15 protein-coding genes are annotated in these 16,319 nt (G+C 60.2%); all 15 read right to left on the bottom strand.

All coding sequences use genetic code 11. From position 1 onward, the window contains the following. Position 1 precedes the first annotated feature (1 nt). Entirely contained in the window at positions 2–1,201 is a 1,200-nt protein-coding gene (locus tag AB731_RS05770) for a cupin domain-containing protein (protein ID WP_047092062.1), read from the bottom strand. A gap of 246 nt (positions 1,202–1,447) precedes the next feature. Further along, positions 1,448–1,825: a hypothetical protein gene (locus AB731_RS05765; RefSeq protein WP_052768807.1), complete on the bottom strand. Its 378-nt coding sequence runs from the start codon at positions 1,823–1,825 to the stop codon at positions 1,448–1,450. Positions 1,826–2,015: 190 nt separating this feature from the next. Then, on the bottom strand, positions 2,016–2,627 hold the full coding sequence (locus tag AB731_RS05760) for a hypothetical protein (RefSeq protein WP_047092063.1): 612 nt from the start codon (positions 2,625–2,627) through the stop codon (positions 2,016–2,018). Between the two features lie 107 nt (positions 2,628–2,734). Next, positions 2,735–3,655 carry an NAD-dependent epimerase/dehydratase family protein gene (locus tag AB731_RS05755; protein ID WP_047092064.1) on the bottom strand — a complete coding sequence of 307 codons (921 nt, stop codon included), beginning with the start codon at positions 3,653–3,655 and terminating at the stop codon, positions 2,735–2,737. Further along, on the bottom strand, positions 3,652–4,773 hold the full coding sequence (gene proB / locus AB731_RS05750) for a glutamate 5-kinase (RefSeq protein ID WP_047092974.1): 1,122 nt from the start codon (positions 4,771–4,773) through the stop codon (positions 3,652–3,654). Before proB ends, AB731_RS05755 begins: the two co-directional genes overlap by 4 nt. 4 nt (positions 4,774–4,777) lie before the next feature. Beyond that, positions 4,778–5,842, bottom strand: a complete 1,065-nt coding sequence (gene obgE / locus AB731_RS05745) for a GTPase ObgE (RefSeq protein ID WP_047092065.1) — start codon at positions 5,840–5,842, stop codon at positions 4,778–4,780. Between the two features lie 210 nt (positions 5,843–6,052). After that, positions 6,053–7,024: a hypothetical protein gene (locus AB731_RS05740; protein ID WP_156167373.1), complete on the bottom strand. Its 972-nt coding sequence runs from the start codon at positions 7,022–7,024 to the stop codon at positions 6,053–6,055. Between the two features lie 162 nt (positions 7,025–7,186). Then, complete coding sequence (locus AB731_RS05735) at positions 7,187–7,963, bottom strand: Bax inhibitor-1/YccA family protein (RefSeq protein WP_047092066.1); 777 nt, start codon at positions 7,961–7,963, stop codon at positions 7,187–7,189. Positions 7,964–8,091: 128 nt separating this feature from the next. Beyond that, complete coding sequence (locus AB731_RS05730) at positions 8,092–8,892, bottom strand: pyrroline-5-carboxylate reductase family protein (protein ID WP_047092067.1); 801 nt, start codon at positions 8,890–8,892, stop codon at positions 8,092–8,094. Between the two features lie 10 nt (positions 8,893–8,902). Next, positions 8,903–9,409, bottom strand: coding sequence for a type III secretion system chaperone family protein (locus tag AB731_RS05725; RefSeq protein WP_047092068.1), 507 nt, complete (start codon positions 9,407–9,409; stop codon positions 8,903–8,905). 147 nt (positions 9,410–9,556) lie between these two features. Next, the gene (locus AB731_RS05720) at positions 9,557–11,266 is read right to left on the bottom strand and encodes an SPOR domain-containing protein (protein WP_156167372.1); all 1,710 of its coding nucleotides are present in this window, start codon (positions 11,264–11,266) and stop codon (positions 9,557–9,559) included. Positions 11,267–11,328: 62 nt separating this feature from the next. After that, positions 11,329–13,008, bottom strand: coding sequence for a cell division protein FtsZ (gene ftsZ / locus AB731_RS05715; protein WP_047092070.1), 1,680 nt, complete (start codon positions 13,006–13,008; stop codon positions 11,329–11,331). A gap of 121 nt (positions 13,009–13,129) precedes the next feature. Then, positions 13,130–14,425, bottom strand: a complete 1,296-nt coding sequence (ftsA, locus tag AB731_RS05710; RefSeq protein ID WP_047092071.1) for a cell division protein FtsA — start codon at positions 14,423–14,425, stop codon at positions 13,130–13,132. Further along, complete coding sequence (locus AB731_RS05705; RefSeq protein ID WP_047092072.1) at positions 14,425–15,336, bottom strand: cell division protein FtsQ/DivIB; 912 nt, start codon at positions 15,334–15,336, stop codon at positions 14,425–14,427. The genes ftsA and AB731_RS05705 overlap by 1 nt, the downstream gene beginning before the upstream one ends. Continuing rightward, on the bottom strand, positions 15,336–16,316 hold the full coding sequence (locus tag AB731_RS05700; RefSeq protein ID WP_047092073.1) for a D-alanine--D-alanine ligase: 981 nt from the start codon (positions 16,314–16,316) through the stop codon (positions 15,336–15,338). The genes AB731_RS05705 and AB731_RS05700 overlap by 1 nt, the downstream gene beginning before the upstream one ends. Positions 16,317–16,319: the final 3 nt, after the last annotated feature.

Genomic DNA, 16,319 nt, shown 5'->3' with positions numbered 1-16,319 from the left:
TTCAGCGGATCAGCAATCCGTAGGCGACAAGCGTTCCGATCACGTCTTCCAGTTCCTCTGCGTCGCTGACATCGAACTGGCTCTTGCGGAGACTGCCGGACGAGAGCCGCTCCTGCAATTGCGCACCCAGCTTGTCCGATAACGGAATGCTGGATCCTGAAAGCACAATCTGAAGCTCTTCACCTTCCCCATCGGCAGCGGGCGTCGTTTCAAAGCTGTAGAGAATGTGGTCACGCACATGCAGCACATCATCCGAGCCAATCCCTTCAGCGAGCGCCAACAGCGCACCGCGAACGCGCGGTCCCTGCGCCCGCACGAAATTGCCCGAGAACACGTTGAGCGTAGTTTCGAAATCGGCCTTGGCAGCAAGTTCATCCGATAATTGCCGGAACATGCCAGCATGCTCGGCCAGCGCCTTGTCCCGGTCGAAGAACATGTCACGCGGTAAGGAATTGCGCATGGCCGGGATACGCAGGCTCGCCTCCGCCACCGCTTCCAGCATGAATTCAGCCCATGTCTGGACAAGAATGCCAACGGTGATGTGCAGGCTGGGCTCATTGCCGTGATTGGGTGCGCGGTGCGCAGTCCCACGCGGCACATACAGGCACTCTCCCGCAGACAGGACGAATTTCTCTTTCAACTCGCCCGTTTCATCCACGCCTTTGCGGAAGCCTTCGCCGCGGAACGGCAGGCCATCACGGCTCCCGTAAATTTCCCACTCCTTGGCTCCGCTGACCTGGATCACAAAGACATCGTGATTGTCGTAATGCACGCCAAAACCATGTGCCTCTGGCGGAGTGAGATAGACATTTGTTTGCACCCGTGCGCCAAATTCCCGCTCCAGCCCGAGGCAGAAACTGTACAGCTTCCCGTCGGCGAAATGCAGCTGCGGCAGGATAATCGTCGCTCCGTTGCGGAAATTGTCCAGCACCGCGCCACGATCTACTGCATTGTTGCCGCCGATGAATTCGGAAGACTCCAGCCCCTGACCGGATTTCGCCATCCCGATTGCGGTGGCGGGCAATTCGCTGTCAGAGATAATCTCGTCGATGCGATCAAGGCTCAGCAGATCGACAATGTCCGGATGCTTGACCGGACTGCGAAAGACAGACCGTTCGTAATACTGGGCAAAAAATTCATCGGCGGAAAGCGGGGCAATAAGCTTTTCCAGCGCGCCGGTTACCGGGGATTTGTCTGTCATGGAATACTTCCAGCCTAGTGCAGAAATACGAAGGGTCGGAAGCCGAATTTTCGGATCCGTCCCCACAATATCAGATAATGAGACGCTTACCCGTTTGGTGGACGTGGCCCTGCGCAGCTTGGCCGGCCATGGCCCCTTTCATATCGCGGATCTCAGTTCGTATGGCCACTGCCGGTGCCGCGACCACGATTAAGACAGTCCAAATATCACCCTTGGGGAAGACCAAGGGAAAGGATATCTAGCTTACTAAGGGCAGGTGCCACGAGGGCCAGCGCCACGACGACTAGGGCCACGGCCGTAACCGGCACGGTCGGACCCGTCCTGATCAGACCGGCCACTGCGGCCATTGCCACGCACATCGCCGCTGCGGCCGGAATCGCGGTCTGAATCTCCAGTGATGTTGCCACGACCGAGACCAGCGCAGTCGCGATTGGTACCGGTGTCGTAATCGGTGACATTTCGGTTACGACCATTGCCCGCCAGGTCCTCGCCGCGGCCAGTGTCACTGTCTGTGACGCCAGAGCTTTGCGCCATAACTGGCGTGGCGATTACTGTGGTCGCTGCGGCGCCGGTAATTAGACCAACGAACGAACGGCGTGAAACTGATTGTGCTTTTTTGGCCATTATGCCCCCAATTTACATCCCTTCCCCGACGTGTGTCGAAGAGCCCGATGTGATGCCTATCGCACGGGAACAGCTTTGCAAGTGCGACTGAAGTTTTTGGTACTGTCAGCGCAATAAGTTAGGCCGCCGCCCCCGCATAGGAAAGCTTAAGGGCCTCCTGTAGGGGAGGCCAAAGCCACGTGGACCTCTATCATGAAGCGCAGGAACCCCGGCCGCGGCCATAGCCCGATGAATCGGTCGGGTCGGAATCTGTCCTTCCGGTCCGGCCATTGCCACCTGAATCGGCATAGGATCCGGAATCACTATCCGTTTCACCGGTAGCATTGCCACGGCCTCGCCCGGCGCAATCGCGGTTCGAACCGTTATCGGCATCGGTCGTTCCTGAGCTACCGCGACCATTGCCGGCAGGATCAGCGTATTTGCCGCTATCGCTGTCTGTCTGTCCAGAGCTGTTGCCCCGGCCATTTCCGGCAGGATCGGCATAGTTGCCGCTGTCGCTATCTGTCAGTTCCGTGCTTCTACCGCGGCCATTTCCGGCGGAATCGGCATAGGATCCAGTATCGCTGTCCGTCAGACCGCTGCGGCTTCCGCGGCCGTTGCCTGCTCGATCGGCGTAATTGCCGGTATCGCTGTCCGTTATTCCTGAACGTCCGCCACCTGCAGGATCAGCGTTCGAGCCTGAATCGCTGTCAGTATAGCTGCGCTGCGCCGATGCTGGCGCGCTGATGACTGTCGCCGCCGCTGCGCCTGTAATAAGTCCAACGAATGAACGCCGTGAAACCGGCCGAGTTCTCTTTGCCATGAAGCCCCCCTTTTTCTTTTTCGGCAACAATCCCCGAAAATCCCTAGCTGGAGCGTAACAATTGAAAACTTAATAGCAAGTGACCGGACCGAACAATTGCCGTGACATCACAACCAGCCCGTATCGCGGTACCACTTCGCAGTGGCTGCAAGCCCTTGATCTGTCTTTATAACAGCTTCCCAGATTGCAGCCGGAACGCGCTTTTCGGGATCGGACACCCAATCAGGATGGGACATGTAACGGGCCCGGTCTGGCGTCAATTTGGCCTTTTCACCCCGCAGGGCGCGGTCAATTCGGGCGGCCCCGGCAAGCCATTTGCCTGGAAGACTAGGCGCCCAAACGCCTTTGCCCATTGCCTTGCCGATAGCCCGCGCAAGTTCCTTGTGCGTAAAACCTCCCGCTGCCCCATCGTCCGGTTCGAATATCCGGTCCTGCACTATGGGAGGTGACGCAAGCAGGCTTAGCAGCAGCCGGGCAAGATCATCGACATGGATAATCGAAGTCCGCCCTGGCGGCGGCATTGGCAAAAAACGCCAGCGTGCAGCTCGGAACAGCTCGAACATTTCCGTATCGCGGGGCCCGTAAACGGCGGGGGGGCGAACAATGGTCCAGTCCAGGCCGCTCACTTGCACAACTTCTTCAGCGAGACGTTTGGATCGCCCGTAATCGGACAGCCCCGGCTCACGCGCGGCCAGTGAAGACACATGGACAAAGCGCGGCACATCGGCCTGCCTCGCGGCCTCCGCCACATTCTGCGTGCCTTCTACATTACCCGCAAGAAATCCTGCTTCATCCGGCGCATTCACCACCCCGGCAATATGCAGCACCGTGTCGCAGCCTTTCATCAGCCGTCCGAGCGCATCAGCGGACGAAAGATCACCCCTGACCCACTCGACACCTTGGCGCGGATCCTGTTCGCGGCGAGCAAGCGCGCGGACCGAAAGGCCGCGCCGCGCCGCTTCATCCAACACCGCCTGACCGACGAAGCCGGTCCCTCCAGTCAGCGCTAGGGTTTTTGCGCCGCTCATCCGCGAACCATATGATCACGGTGTACAACTGCGGCACGCGGCGCGTAACCCAGCCGATCCTCTTGTTCGCTGCCTTGCAGACCAAGGATCGCTCGGCATTCCTCTGCGCTGTATTCGACGAGGCCCTGCCCCAACCGTTCACCATTCGGGCCGTGCAGACTGACAAGCGCGCCGCGTTGAAATGCGCCGTCAACATCGGTCAATCCGGCGGCCAGCAAACTTGCGCCATTGCCCAGCGCATCCACGCATCCGGCATCGACTGTCAGCACACCTTCAGGGGCCAGGCGTCCGCCAAGCCAGGCCTTGCGCGCGTTGTCCGTCCGAACCGGCAAGAACACCGTTCCGCGATTTGCAGCGATCGCATTGGCAATTGGCGATTCATACGTACCATTGATAATGCCAAGCATAATCCCTGCACGCTCTGCTATCCGGGCAGCCTGCAATTTGGAGGTCATCCCGCCAGAGCCGAGGCCAGAACTGGACCCGTCGCTTGCCATGGCGATGATTTCCGGCGTGACCCCTTCGATCCGTTCGATCAACCGGGCACCGGCTTGGCCCGGCGGACGGTCATACAGGCCATCCACATCGGAAAGCAGCAACACCGCATCAGCCCCTGCCGCCTGCGCTACGCGGGCGGCCAGCCGATCATTATCGCCAAACCGGATTTCTTCGGTCGCAACGCTGTCATTTTCGTTGACCACCGGCACAGCGCCGGCTTCCAGCAACCGTTCCAGCGTTGCTGCCGCATTGAGATAACGCCGCCGGTCTTCCAGATCACCCAGGGTTACCAGCATCTGAGCCGCTGTGAGATCGTGCTTGCCCAGCGCTTCTGCCCATAACTGCGCCAACACAACTTGGCCGACCGATGCGGCAGCCTGCGCATCGGCAAGGCTGGCCCGCCCCCCCTTGGGCAGACCCAACCGCGCCGCGCCAAGCGCGATCGCGCCGGAACTGACCACGATAATTTCGACGCCCGCTTCACGCAGCGCCCACAAATCCTGTGCGAGCGATTGCAACCGCAACAGGGCGGGCTTGCCGTCTTCGACCAGCAGCGCGCTCCCGATCTTCACGACCAGCCTGCGTGCTGAGGCAATATCCCTGATTGCGCTTACGGCCATGGCCTCAGATCGGCGACCAGGGCTTGTCATCTTCGATCACGCCATCATCATCGATTTCCGCCGATGGTTGCTCTGTCATGGTGCGATGGGGCAGATAACCCAGCACTGCATCCATCAGCGCTTCCATGCCCTGGCCGGTCGCGCCCGATACCGGGAACACCTTGTCCGCGCCCGCAGCTATCAGTTCTTCGGCAAAGGCTTCGCCCAATTCAGCGTCAGCGAGATCCATCTTGTTGAGCGCAATCAGGCGCGGCTTGTCTTCCAGCGCTGCGCCGTAAGCTTCCAGCTCGCCTTCAACGATGCGCATGGCTTCGACCGGATCATCGCCATTGATGTCGATCAAGTGGACGAGCACACGGCACCGCTCGATATGACCCAGGAAACGGTCACCGATACCGGCGCCATCCGCTGCACCCTCGATCAGACCGGGGATATCCGCGACCACAAACTCACGCCCTTTGTGGCGCACGACGCCCAGTTTCGGGATCAGCGTGGTAAAGGCATAGGCGCCCACTTTGGCGCCAGCATTGGACACGGCATTGATAAAGGTCGATTTGCCCGCATTCGGCAAGCCGACAAGGCCAACGTCTGCCAGCAGTTTCAGGCGCAGCCAGACCCACATTTCCTCACCCGGCTCACCAGGCTGATGCTGACGCGGAGCGCGGTTGGTGGAGGATTTATAGGCAGCGTTACCGCGCCCGCCCAATCCGCCTTCAAGCAAAAGCTCGGTCTGTCCTTCATGGGTGAAGTCGAACAGGACCTCTTCCTTGTCTTCCGACAGAACCTGGGTGCCCACCGGCACTTCGATCACCAGATCTTTTGCGCCAGCGCCATAACGGTCCCGGCCCATGCCGTGCCCGCCGCGCTTCGCTTTGAAATGCTGTGCGTAACGGAAATCGATCAGCGTGTTGAGACCCGGTGCTGCCACCATGATGACATCGCCGCCTTTGCCGCCATTGCCGCCGTCAGGGCCGCCATATTCGATGTACTTTTCACGCCGAAAGCTGACCGCTCCGGGACCGCCGGGTCCGGATTTGAGGAATATCTTGGCTTGGTCGAGAAAATGAATTGGTGGTCTCCTGGGGCGCCAGCGAGGTGATCAGCCCCCTTGGCTGTCCTCGCTTACAGACAAATCTGCCCATGTCGCGGGCGCATGGTCGCGCTTCCTGCCGTTTCGGGCAGATGTTCAATTTGTCCGATAGGCGCAAGATCGGGCCGCGACAAGACAATCGCAAGACCTGTAGTTTGCCTGACCGTAGTCCTGAAGCCGCAAATCGACCTATTGCGCGGCGTCATCACCAGCTGACGGGGGCGGCGGAACGACCACTCCTTCACCTGACAACGGCTGCACAACAGGGGTGCCGGACGCTGCTTGATCAACAGGAATTATGGGAATCGTTGCCCCCGTTTCCGCGTCGGGCACAGAAACCGGATCCAAAGGAACAAGACCAGTCGTGGCAACGCCCGCTGCCGCCTGCTGCGCGCGATCGCCATAAATCGCGACCCAACCCGGCTGGGACCGGCCATATTGGGCGCCGTAACGGGCATCCCAGTCGGCCGACGCGAGTTGATACTGCTCGTACGCGCTGAAGAACTGTTCAAAAGCCATTTCATACCGCTGAAGCCCAGAGAGCGCGAAGCTCATGAAATCGGCTGGCTGCGCTGCCGTATACTCATTCGCTATAGCCAGGGCCGTGCTGCAAAAGTCGCGCCGCGCAGGTGGCGATGCAAAGTAATTATACATCTCCGTCGAATGCGTTTCACGCGCCAGCAAGGCATCACGGCGCGACCCGCCTGTTGATTCGCGGAACTGCGCTTCAACGCGGGTATTTACAGACGACAACAGCCTGGCCTCCTGCCGCAACATGACAGCGTAGGCATCAAGGATAGGCTGATCGATATCGCGGGTGCAATTAAGCGCCGCCACGTTCCAGCCAGACCGGAAATGCCATACCGCTTCGTCCTGCGACAGCATGGAGTTGACCGTCTGCCGCATACCAAAGGCGTTCTTGGCCGGAATCGTCATCTGGTACGCAGCCTGTGGCGGCGGAAGCGGGCGATAGGGCACGGCTTCCACGACCGGCGGCGGAGGAGGAGGAGGAGGGGGAGGCGGAGGTGGAGGCGGCGTCGTTGCGCATGCGGCGAGTAGAACGGTTGCCGTGGCGGCAAAGACGGCGCGCGCGGCAATAGACCTGATCGTCACAGGAGCCTTCATCTCAGGCGAACATTCGGGTTTCAATGAACGGTTCATATCGCGCAAAAATCCTCTCGCCGGGGATCATTCCCCAATCGGCGTTAAGCCAAGCTGACTAACCCGCCGAAACAATAAAGAAAATGCCCGGAGCGCAGATTTGCACCCCGGGCACGTTCAAACGAATCCTTTGTGCGACCAATGGGGCCGCCAAGGCATATCCTATTCGCGGGCGGAGCCCATAAAGCGCAGCAGGAAGAGGAACATGTTGATGAAGTCGAGGTAGAGCGACAGCGCACCCATTACGACCATCTTGCCCAGCGGGTAGGCAGCAGCCGCCGATGGATTGGTCATCTTCATCTGCTGGATCGTCAGATATTCCGTCTTCAGACGCTGTGTGTCGTAAGCCGTCAGTCCGGCGAAGATCAGCACTCCAAGGAAACTGATGGCCAGCTCAAGAGTGCTGGATCCCAGGAACATGTTGATCACAGTCGCGATGATCAGGCCGATCACACCCATGATGAGGAAACTGCCCATACCGGACAGGTCCTTCTGCGTGGTGTAGCCGAACAGGCTGAGGCCGGCAAAAGCACCAGCCGTTGCGAAGAACGTCGCTGCAATCGAGCCGCCTGTGTACACCAGGAAGATCGTCGAGAGCGAAAGGCCCATCAGAACCGCAAAGCCCCAGAACATTCCCTGCAGCGTTGCTGTCGAAAACTTGTTCCGGCCAAAACTCATGGCGAACACGATCGCCAGCGGCGACAGTGCGACCAGCCACATCATCGGCCCCTGGGCAAATGTGATCGCCAGGCCGCTTTGCGCAGTCAGCAGGGCCACAATGCCTGTGAGCATGATGCCCGATGCCATATAATTGTAAATCGAGAGCATGTGCTTGCGCAGGCCCGCATCAAAGCTTGTGCGGCCAGTCACGTCACCCATCTGGCTCGGCGCCACACCCAGCCCTTCAGGGCGTGTGCGGTTGTCGTTCCAGTTTGCCATGTTTTCAAACTCCTTTGTCCGGCCTCTCCGTAGTGGGCCGGGTTGAAAACAATATCGGGTTTTTGCGAATGATTTTCAAGCAAAACCGGTCGATTTTCGATAAACCGCCGGTTAACCGAAGAAACGGCTCAATCGCGGGCTTCTCGGGCCATTTCAACGCTGCGGTCACGGGCTGCGCGCAGGGTATCCGTAATCAGGCGGGTTAGTGCTTCGCCATCATCGAGCACATCCATGCCCTTCCGCGTGACCCCGCCAGGGCTGGCAACCATGTCCGCCAGCTTGCCCGGAGGATATTCCGAACTGGCAGCGAGCGCGGCTGCGCCCTCTGTCATGGTGATAGCAAGTTCGCGCGCCTGATCTTCTGGCAAGCCAAGCCGCACAGCCGCAACACTCAGCGCATCGATAAAACGGTAGACGAAGGCCGGACCGCTTCCTGCAAGCGCTGTCACAAGGTCGAACTTGTCTTCCCCCACCCAGGCAGGCGTCCCAAGATGGTCGATCAATTCCAGAAGCTCGATACGGCCCTGCTCGCTCAAACCTTCCTCTGCCAGAGCGACCGGTGATTTGCCCAGTGCGCAGGCCAGATTGGGCATCACACGAACGACCGCGCCTGCTGCCGGAAAGCGTTCCCGCAGGACATCCAGCTGAACGCCTGCCAATACGGAAAGCACAGCCGTTTGCGGCCCGCATACAGCTTGCAACGCGGGCGCAATTTTAGCGAGCATGTACGGCTTGAAGCCCAGCAGAACAGCGTCAAAATCGCGCCCGTCCGGCACTTCGCGAAGCAATTCGACATCGCCGGGCACGCTTTCCCGCGTCGGCGTGACGACCGTGAAGTGTTTCTGCGGGAGGCCAGCAGCCAACCAGCCTTCAAGCATGGACCCGGCCATATTGCCGCAACCGACGATCAGGATGGATTCGTAAGACATGCAGCGCCGTTTAAGCCTCTCCGGCTGCATCCACCAGTGCTGCGTCCAGTGCATCACGCGGGTTCTTGTCACCCCACAACAGGAATTGGAACGCGGGGTAGAAGCGATCGCATTCGGCAACAGCGGATTCGATGGCGTGCTGCGCCATGTCGATGCTGAGCATCCCGTCATCACCCAGCATCAAACCGTGGCGATACAGCAGCATTCCGCCCTGCGACCAGATATCGAAATGACCGAGCCATAACTGTTCGTTGATCATCGCCAGCAATTCGTAGGCAGGAGTACGCTTGTCATCGTTCACGCGGATTTCGGGCAGGCAGAGCAATTGCAGGACATGGTCCTCCCGCCGCCATACGGCGCGCAGTTGATAGGTCGTCCAACTCCCTGGAATCTCTACGGTAACTTCGTCTTCGGAGACTTGCTCATGACTCCAGCCATGGGCTTCGAAGAGCGCCGTCAACATCTCCACCGGAGCCGCATCATCGGCCCGTTCCATTGTCGCGCGATCCGTATTCATCGGGCCCTTGCCAGTTCATATGTCATGCAAGGCTTAATGCGTCGGCAAGCATCTTTGGCGCAATCGAAGCGGGTCAAACGGTCGGGCAAAACTCGACTGGGTTGTTCACAAGGTGTGCACAAATTGCCCTCGCCCTAGGGCAGCCGATCATCGCAGCGGAACCACCTCTTCACCCGCGGCACTGGTGAAGCGGAAGGAATCCACCCCAGCTTCAGCCAATTCGGCGATGAATGCTTGCGCTGCAGAACGCGATTCGAACGGACCGGTGACCAGCCGGTTGGTCTGGTTCCACGGGGCTGTGTAAGCTTCTCGCCCATCCAGCAGTCCGCCGGCACCGCGCACAATCCGGCGCCAGTCGAAACGGAATGCGCCGACATCCTGTCCGGTTGCAACCTGGACCCAGTGCCTGCTGGGGTTTGCGGGCGGCGGCGGAGATGTGGGTGCCGGTGCCGGTGCCGGTGCCACAACTTCGCGGGCAGGCTGGATCGCAGTGATATCGACCGCGCCCGCACTGGGCGCGACCGGCAGGCCCTGGCCCGGCAAGGTGAAATCGGCGAATGCTTCCGCAAGGCCAAGCTGTTCAGCTGTCTGTTCGGATTCAGCTTCGAAAATCGGAGAACTCTGCGCCACCGGCTCCGACAAGGAAAACGAAGGCCGTGACTCTTGCTCGGCTGGAAAGGCCGCATCTTCGCCGATAGTTGCTACAATTACCGGGGACTGTTCGCGCGCTGGTTGGGGCGGTCGTATCGGGCGTTCAAAGGCCGGTTGCATGGTAGGTTGGGCGGTAGGCTGAACCGCAGCTTCCGCCATGCGCACCGCTTCGGACGTAGTGATGGCAGGAAGCTCACCTGATATCGCGGGAGTGGGTGTCGGGGTTGGTGCCTGAACACGTGCCTGAACGGGTGCCTGAACAGGTGCAGGCTCGGGTGCGGAGGCTGGGGGCGCAACCACTGGTTCCGCCGCAGCTTGCCGTGCAGGACCAAGCGCTGCACCGCTTGGCGTCAGGCGGTCTCCACCGGACACAGGAGCGCTGGTGGTTTGGCCTGCGCCTCCGGCCAAGGCAGCAATTTGCGGCGAGTCCTGACCGATCCGAGAGGCCGCCGGAAAACGGCCAAGATTGGCGGCTGCGGCCTGCTGCGAGGGGGTAAGTCGCGGCATATAGCGCAAATACGGCGCCAACCGGCCTGACAGGCGAGGAGGCAGCATTGTTTCCGCAATCGTAACTGCCTCTGTATCGCGGCCCATTATGGCCAGCGCGAAGGCGCGGCTGCGATATGCGCTGCGATCCTGCCGTTGCAGGAGCGGCAACAGGGTCGCCTCCGACGCCGCAGCATCACCCGAAATGGCATAGGAAAGGGCCAGTCGCCGAATGACTTCGTCGCTTGCCTGGCGAGAAAGTGCTTGGCGGTAGAGCCTCTGGGCGCGGGCATTATTGCCGATCAGATCATAGGCCAGCCCACGTTCGGCGGCGACATCCGACAGCGATGCGCCCGCCGCATTGGCGTTGTCGAACAGCTGGACCGCTGTGATACCTTCTCCGCGCCGAACCGCGACCAGTGCCAGTCCCGTCAAGACGCGGCCATCTTCGGGCCGCCGCGCCTGCGCACGACTAAGAAAGCTGAGCGCTCCGCTCACATCGCCAAGCGCCAGAGAGGCGCGTCCGGCATCAACCAAAGCCGCCACATTATCGGGGCTACGCGAAAGGCGGCGCAAGGCATCGCTCAGTTCAGCACTGGCCGGATTGGGCAGCGCCTGTACCACTTCCTGCGCATGCGCAGGTGCGTTCAACGCCGATGTAAGGGTAAACGAAGCCACACTTGCGGCGAGCATGAAACTGATAGGGCGGGGACGATTCATATACCCCGCCCTATACAGTCTTCACTGAACCGAGCGAAAACGAATTCGTTCGGCTGGTCCGATTACTGGTTGTTCTGACGGCCCAGGAAACGCGGAATCCGCATGGCGCTGCCATCATCATCGTCTTCGTCCGCTTCGCTGTCTGTATCGTCAGCTTTGCCCTGGCGCGAAAGGTTTGCCATGCGTTCGAACAAGGTCGTTCCTGACGCGGCTTCACCGACTGCGGCTGCGGCAGGTGCCACAGGTGCGGACGACGCGGTATCGACCGATGCGCCGTCTTCATCCGCGTCATGCGGCGCTGCGGCTCCGCCCAGCATCCGCGCACGGCGGCCACCTGTGCCCGGCTCGACCGGCTCGTCCTGCTCGGCAAGGCGATCAGCATCAAGCAACAGCTCGTCATCTCCGCCAGCGTCATCGCTTTGATCTGCAGTAGCACCATCCATCTCTGGCTCTACTTCCACTTCCTCATCGCTGGAGGTCAGGTCAAACGTGTCATCCCCGTCACCGGAAGCACTGGCACTGCTGCCAAAACCTGTATCGTCCATACCGAAACTGTCATCACCAGCCGGTTCGGGCAGCGAGGTATCAGCGGTATCCACGGCTTCTGAAAGGACAACTTCGTCTTCCTGCTCTTCCATGGCACCAAGATCGAGCGCATCGTCTTCATCCATGTCATCCGAAAGATCATTATCGGTGGGAATAGGGATTGCAGGACGTGAAGGGCCGCGCGCGGAAGTCAAATCAACCGGACGTGTGTTTTCGGCCATCTGTTCCGCACTTTGCTCAATCCCGGTAGCGACGACGCTAACGCGGATTTTGCCATCCAGCTCGGGATTGAAGGCGCTGCCCCAGATGATGTTGGCTTCCTGATCGACCAGTTCGCGAATGTGGTTCGCGGCTTCGTCTACTTCCAGCAACTTCATGTCTTCGCCGCCGATGATGGAGATGATGACGCCCTTGGCGCCCTGCATCGAGACACCATCCAGCAGCGGATTGGCGATGGCGCGTTCGGCTGCTTCGAGTGCCCGGTTATCGCCCTCGCCTTCGCCAGTGCCCATCATTGCCTTGCCCATTTCACCCATGACAGAGCGCACATCGGCGAAATCGAGGTTGATCAGGCCTGGCATCACCATCAGATCGGTGATGGAGCGCACGCCCTGCTGCAACACTTCGTCGGCCAGCAGGAACGCTTCCTTGAAAGTCGTTTCCGCCTTGGCGACAAGGAACAGGTTCTGGTTGGGGATGACGATCAGCGTATCGACATGCTTTTGCAATTCATCGATGCCGTTCTCGGCGCTGCGCATCCGGCGCGTGCCTTCGAACAGGAATGGCTTCGTCACCACGCCAACTGTCAGAATGCCGCGATCGCGCGCGACCTTTGCGATTACGGGTGCAGCGCCGGTCCCGGTGCCGCCGCCCATACCGGCCGCGATAAACACCATGTTCACGCCTTCCAGCGCGCGTTCGATTTCCTCGGTCGTTTCTTCGGCAGCCGCACGGCCGACTTCGGGACGCGAGCCTGCGCCCAGACCCTGCGTAATATCAGGGCCAAGCTGGATGCGATGTTCGGCAGAGGAGGTGTTGAGTGCCTGTGCGTCCGTATTCGCGACAATGAAATCGACGCCCTCGATATCCGCCTCGATCATGTTGGCGATGGCATTGCCACCAGCACCGCCTACACCGATCACGGTGATGCGGGGGCGGAGTTCTTCGACGGAAGGGGGGCCGATATTGATGCTCATGGTGATGTTCCCTCGGGAAGCAGCTAAAACTGTCCGGTGATCGTTGTTAATACTTCTCTGTGCCACAAAGCGATTCACTGCGTGACATATAATCTGACACTATCCACAATTGTGCATAAGTTCAGAAATACTCCCTCATTGCCGACCAGACCCGCATGACGGTTGCAATCGGCCCATATGTAGACGTGCTGGTAAAGCGCGATCCGACCGAACGGATATCGATCGGATCTTCCGCAGCATAAAGAACAAGGCCCGCCAGCGTTGCGAAACCGGGCGCGGAATGGGCCTCTGGCAGTCCCTTCAGCGCGACCGGGCGGCCAATCCGCACAGGCACGCCAAGTGTGCTCTGCGCGTAATCTGCAAGGCCGGCCATTTCCGCGCCGCCACCGGTTATCGCGATCTGCCGGGCGGCAGAGCCAGGTTTTCCGCCTTTGAAGCCCATAACCTCCAGTGCCTTGCCAATGTCCCGCATCAGCAGGTCCAGCTCTCCTGTAATAACGCCGATCAATTCCGCACGCGGGACCTGGTTGCGGTCATCCGCCCCGCGCGCGACGGGTCCGCGCCCTTCTTCACCGGGAGCGGTTACCGGGATCATTTCGCGGTGGTCGGTCGGGCTGGCGATGGCCGAGCCGTTCACGCATTTCAGCCGCTCTGCCTGAAAGCGGCGGATGGAAAAGGCGCTCGCGATGGCATCGGTTATGTCATTCGATCCGCGCGGGATGGCCGTCAGACCGACCAGCATTCCGCCCGCATAGATGGAAACATTGGTTACTTCACCGCCAAATTCCACCATCGCCACGCCCAGATCGCGTTCCTCTGCGGTCAGGCAGGCAAGGCCGGTGGCGAGCGGAGAGGCGACCACGCCTTCCACATCGAAATGTGCGTTCTGCACAGCCTCGGTCACATTTCGCACCGGCGCGCCATCGGCAAGCATCACGTGGATATCCACGCCCAAGCGTTCGGCATGAAGCCCCTTCGGATTGGCAACGCCGTGCGCGCCATCAAGGAAATAACACGCCGGCTGGGCATGCAGCACCGTGCGGCCATCGGGCGCGATCGCTTCGCGCGCAGACATCAGCAGCGCCTCAATATCCTCTTCCTCGATCCGGCGACCACCAATGGCAATTTCAACAGGCCGGATTTCGCTGGCGAGACCTGCCCCCGAACACCCGATCCACACGCTTTCGACATTGGTTCCGGCGAGCTTTTCGGCCCGGTCAATGGCATCGCGCGCGGCGTAGGTTGCTGCTGCCATATCAACTACATAGCCTCGCGAGATGCCCTGGCTGGCGCGGTGGCCGCTGCCCAGCACCTGAAGTTCACCGCTTTCGGTTACTCCTGCGATCATGGCGGATATGCGGAACGATCCGATATTCACGGCACCAATTACACGCGTAATTCTCTGCTGGGATGCCATCAGCTTTCCTCCCCCAAGGCCAATTCCTGCGCCTCGGCGCGGCCCGGAACATTCATGTACATGCGCGGCGCATTGCGCATGTCGAAGCTGGCCGCCTGCCCGCCAATCAGGCGATGCACGCCGTCAGCCTGCGCAAAACTTATAAGCGCCGCGGCAGCCCGGTCTCCGCCTTCAGGCAGGGCGAGCCGCTGATCTGTGATGAACGTCAAATTCCACCGGCGATTGCCGACCCATTCCGCAGCCTTCACTTGCGACTGCAATGCAGGTGCGGTGTCGAGCAATGAGGTCAAATCGCGTACGCGGTCTTGTGCGCCAGGCCCTTCGATCAACAGATAATCCTTCGCTGCATCGCGGCTGATCGGTTCCAGTTCGACACCGGAGGGATCGATAAGCATCAGGCGGTCTGGCCGTTGCAATACAGCATGGGGCTGGCGTTCGATGATATCGACCACCAGCGTTGAGGGCAGTTGGCGCGAGACCCGGGCATCCCGGACCCACGGCAGTTCGAGCAGCTCTTCACGCAGGCCGTGCATATCCACCCGCGTCATCGCCAGATCGTTCTGTCCGAACGCGCGTTCATAAACGCTCATTTCATTCATGCGCTGCGTGCCATTTACCTCGACATTGCCGACTTTGTAACCGGCATTGGAGGCGACATGCGCGAACCGGTCGGACGCCACAGCGCTCGCGCCCGAAACATTGGCAAGAAACAGTGCAAAGGCCACGCCCCCCGCGAGGATCATCACGGTGAAGGCCTTTTGCAATTGTTCGTCCGTGAAAGGCAACATGCCAAGCGCCCGCCAGATGATCGACTGGCCGGTATTGCGCGCGGAGCGAACACGGCGGCTGTTACCCTGCGCCCGGGCCTGGCGGCGCACACCTTTGGTGTTGCGGGTGACTTTGCGCGCCATCAATCCTGGCCCGAGCCTGACGAGTGGAGCGTACCGGTGCGGCGCAGCGCATCCTCGACGATCATTTCGCACAAATCGGGATATTCAATTCCGCAATAGCGCGCCTGCTCGGGCACCAGACTGAGCGGCGTCATCCCGGGCTGCGTGTTGGTTTCGAGCACAAACAATCCGTCTTCGCCGCGTTCGTCATCCCAGCGGAAATCGGTCCGGCTGGTGCCGTGGCAGCCCAGCACGCGGTGTGCCCGTTCCGCATAACGGAGACAAAGGGCGGCAATATTGTCCGGGATATCGGCGGGGAAGACGTGGGTTGTTTGTCCCTCGGTATACTTGTGCTCGAAATCGTAGAACCCGCTCTCGATTATCAGCTCTGTCACGCCGAGCGCCTTCACGCCTTCTGCCGTGTCGATCACTGCTGTCGTCATTTCGCGGCCGCGAATATATGGCTCTGCCAGCAAGCTTTCGAAATCCTGCCACGGTCCCTTGGCATCGCGCGCGATTGGATTGCCGTAGGTACTATCATCCATGACGATCGCCACGCCAACAGACGAACCTTCGTTCACCGGCTTCAGCACATAAGGCCGCGCAATCGGATCGGCTTCGAACAGGTCTGCGCTTTTTACCACGCGCCCGCCGGGCATAGGCACGCCGTGCGGGACGAGTGCCTGCTTGGTCAATTCCTTGTCGATGGCGACAACCGAGGTGGCGAGGCCGGAGTGCGTATAGGGCACCCCCATCAGATCAAGCATGCCCTGAACCGTGCCGTCTTCCCCCGGAACGCCGTGGAGTGCATTGAACACAACATCGGGCGCAGCTTCGGCAATTTTCGCAGCAACATCCCGGTCCATATCGAGGCGAGTCACACGATGCCCCGCGCTTTCCAGAGCATCAGCCACACCTTTGCCGGACATGAGCGAAACTTCACGCTCGTTAGCCCAGCCGCCCATCAGGACAAGTATGTGCAAGGGAGAAAGACGCGCCATTAT

The organism is Aurantiacibacter marinus, from assembly GCF_001021555.1.
Lineage (GTDB): Bacteria > Pseudomonadota > Alphaproteobacteria > Sphingomonadales > Sphingomonadaceae > Alteraurantiacibacter > Alteraurantiacibacter marinus.
Note: the sequence above shows the minus strand (reverse complement) of the source record. Positions and strands in the feature narration are given on the sequence as shown.

Excerpts from the sequence above, each read along its gene's own strand:
- AB731_RS05770 (WP_047092062.1), bottom strand. The coding sequence starts at position 1,201 with ATGACAGACAAATCCCCGGTAACCGGCGCGCTGGAAAAGCTTATTGCC.
- AB731_RS05765 (WP_052768807.1), bottom strand. The coding sequence starts at position 1,825 with ATGGCCAAAAAAGCACAATCAGTTTCACGCCGTTCGTTCGTTGGTCTA.
- AB731_RS05760 (WP_047092063.1), bottom strand. The coding sequence starts at position 2,627 with ATGGCAAAGAGAACTCGGCCGGTTTCACGGCGTTCATTCGTTGGACTT.
- AB731_RS05755 (WP_047092064.1), bottom strand. The coding sequence starts at position 3,655 with ATGAGCGGCGCAAAAACCCTAGCGCTGACTGGAGGGACCGGCTTCGTC.
- proB (WP_047092974.1), bottom strand. The coding sequence starts at position 4,773 with ATGGCCGTAAGCGCAATCAGGGATATTGCCTCAGCACGCAGGCTGGTC.
- AB731_RS05740 (WP_156167373.1), bottom strand. The coding sequence starts at position 7,024 with ATGAACCGTTCATTGAAACCCGAATGTTCGCCTGAGATGAAGGCTCCT.
- AB731_RS05735 (WP_047092066.1), bottom strand. The coding sequence starts at position 7,963 with ATGGCAAACTGGAACGACAACCGCACACGCCCTGAAGGGCTGGGTGTG.
- AB731_RS05730 (WP_047092067.1), bottom strand. The coding sequence starts at position 8,892 with ATGTCTTACGAATCCATCCTGATCGTCGGTTGCGGCAATATGGCCGGG.
- AB731_RS05725 (WP_047092068.1), bottom strand. The coding sequence starts at position 9,409 with ATGAATACGGATCGCGCGACAATGGAACGGGCCGATGATGCGGCTCCG.
- AB731_RS05720 (WP_156167372.1), bottom strand. The coding sequence starts at position 11,266 with ATGAATCGTCCCCGCCCTATCAGTTTCATGCTCGCCGCAAGTGTGGCT.
- ftsZ (WP_047092070.1), bottom strand. The coding sequence starts at position 13,008 with ATGAGCATCAATATCGGCCCCCCTTCCGTCGAAGAACTCCGCCCCCGC.
- ftsA (WP_047092071.1), bottom strand. The coding sequence starts at position 14,425 with ATGGCATCCCAGCAGAGAATTACGCGTGTAATTGGTGCCGTGAATATC.
- AB731_RS05705 (WP_047092072.1), bottom strand. The coding sequence starts at position 15,336 with ATGGCGCGCAAAGTCACCCGCAACACCAAAGGTGTGCGCCGCCAGGCC.
- AB731_RS05700 (WP_047092073.1), bottom strand. The coding sequence starts at position 16,316 with ATGGCGCGTCTTTCTCCCTTGCACATACTTGTCCTGATGGGCGGCTGG.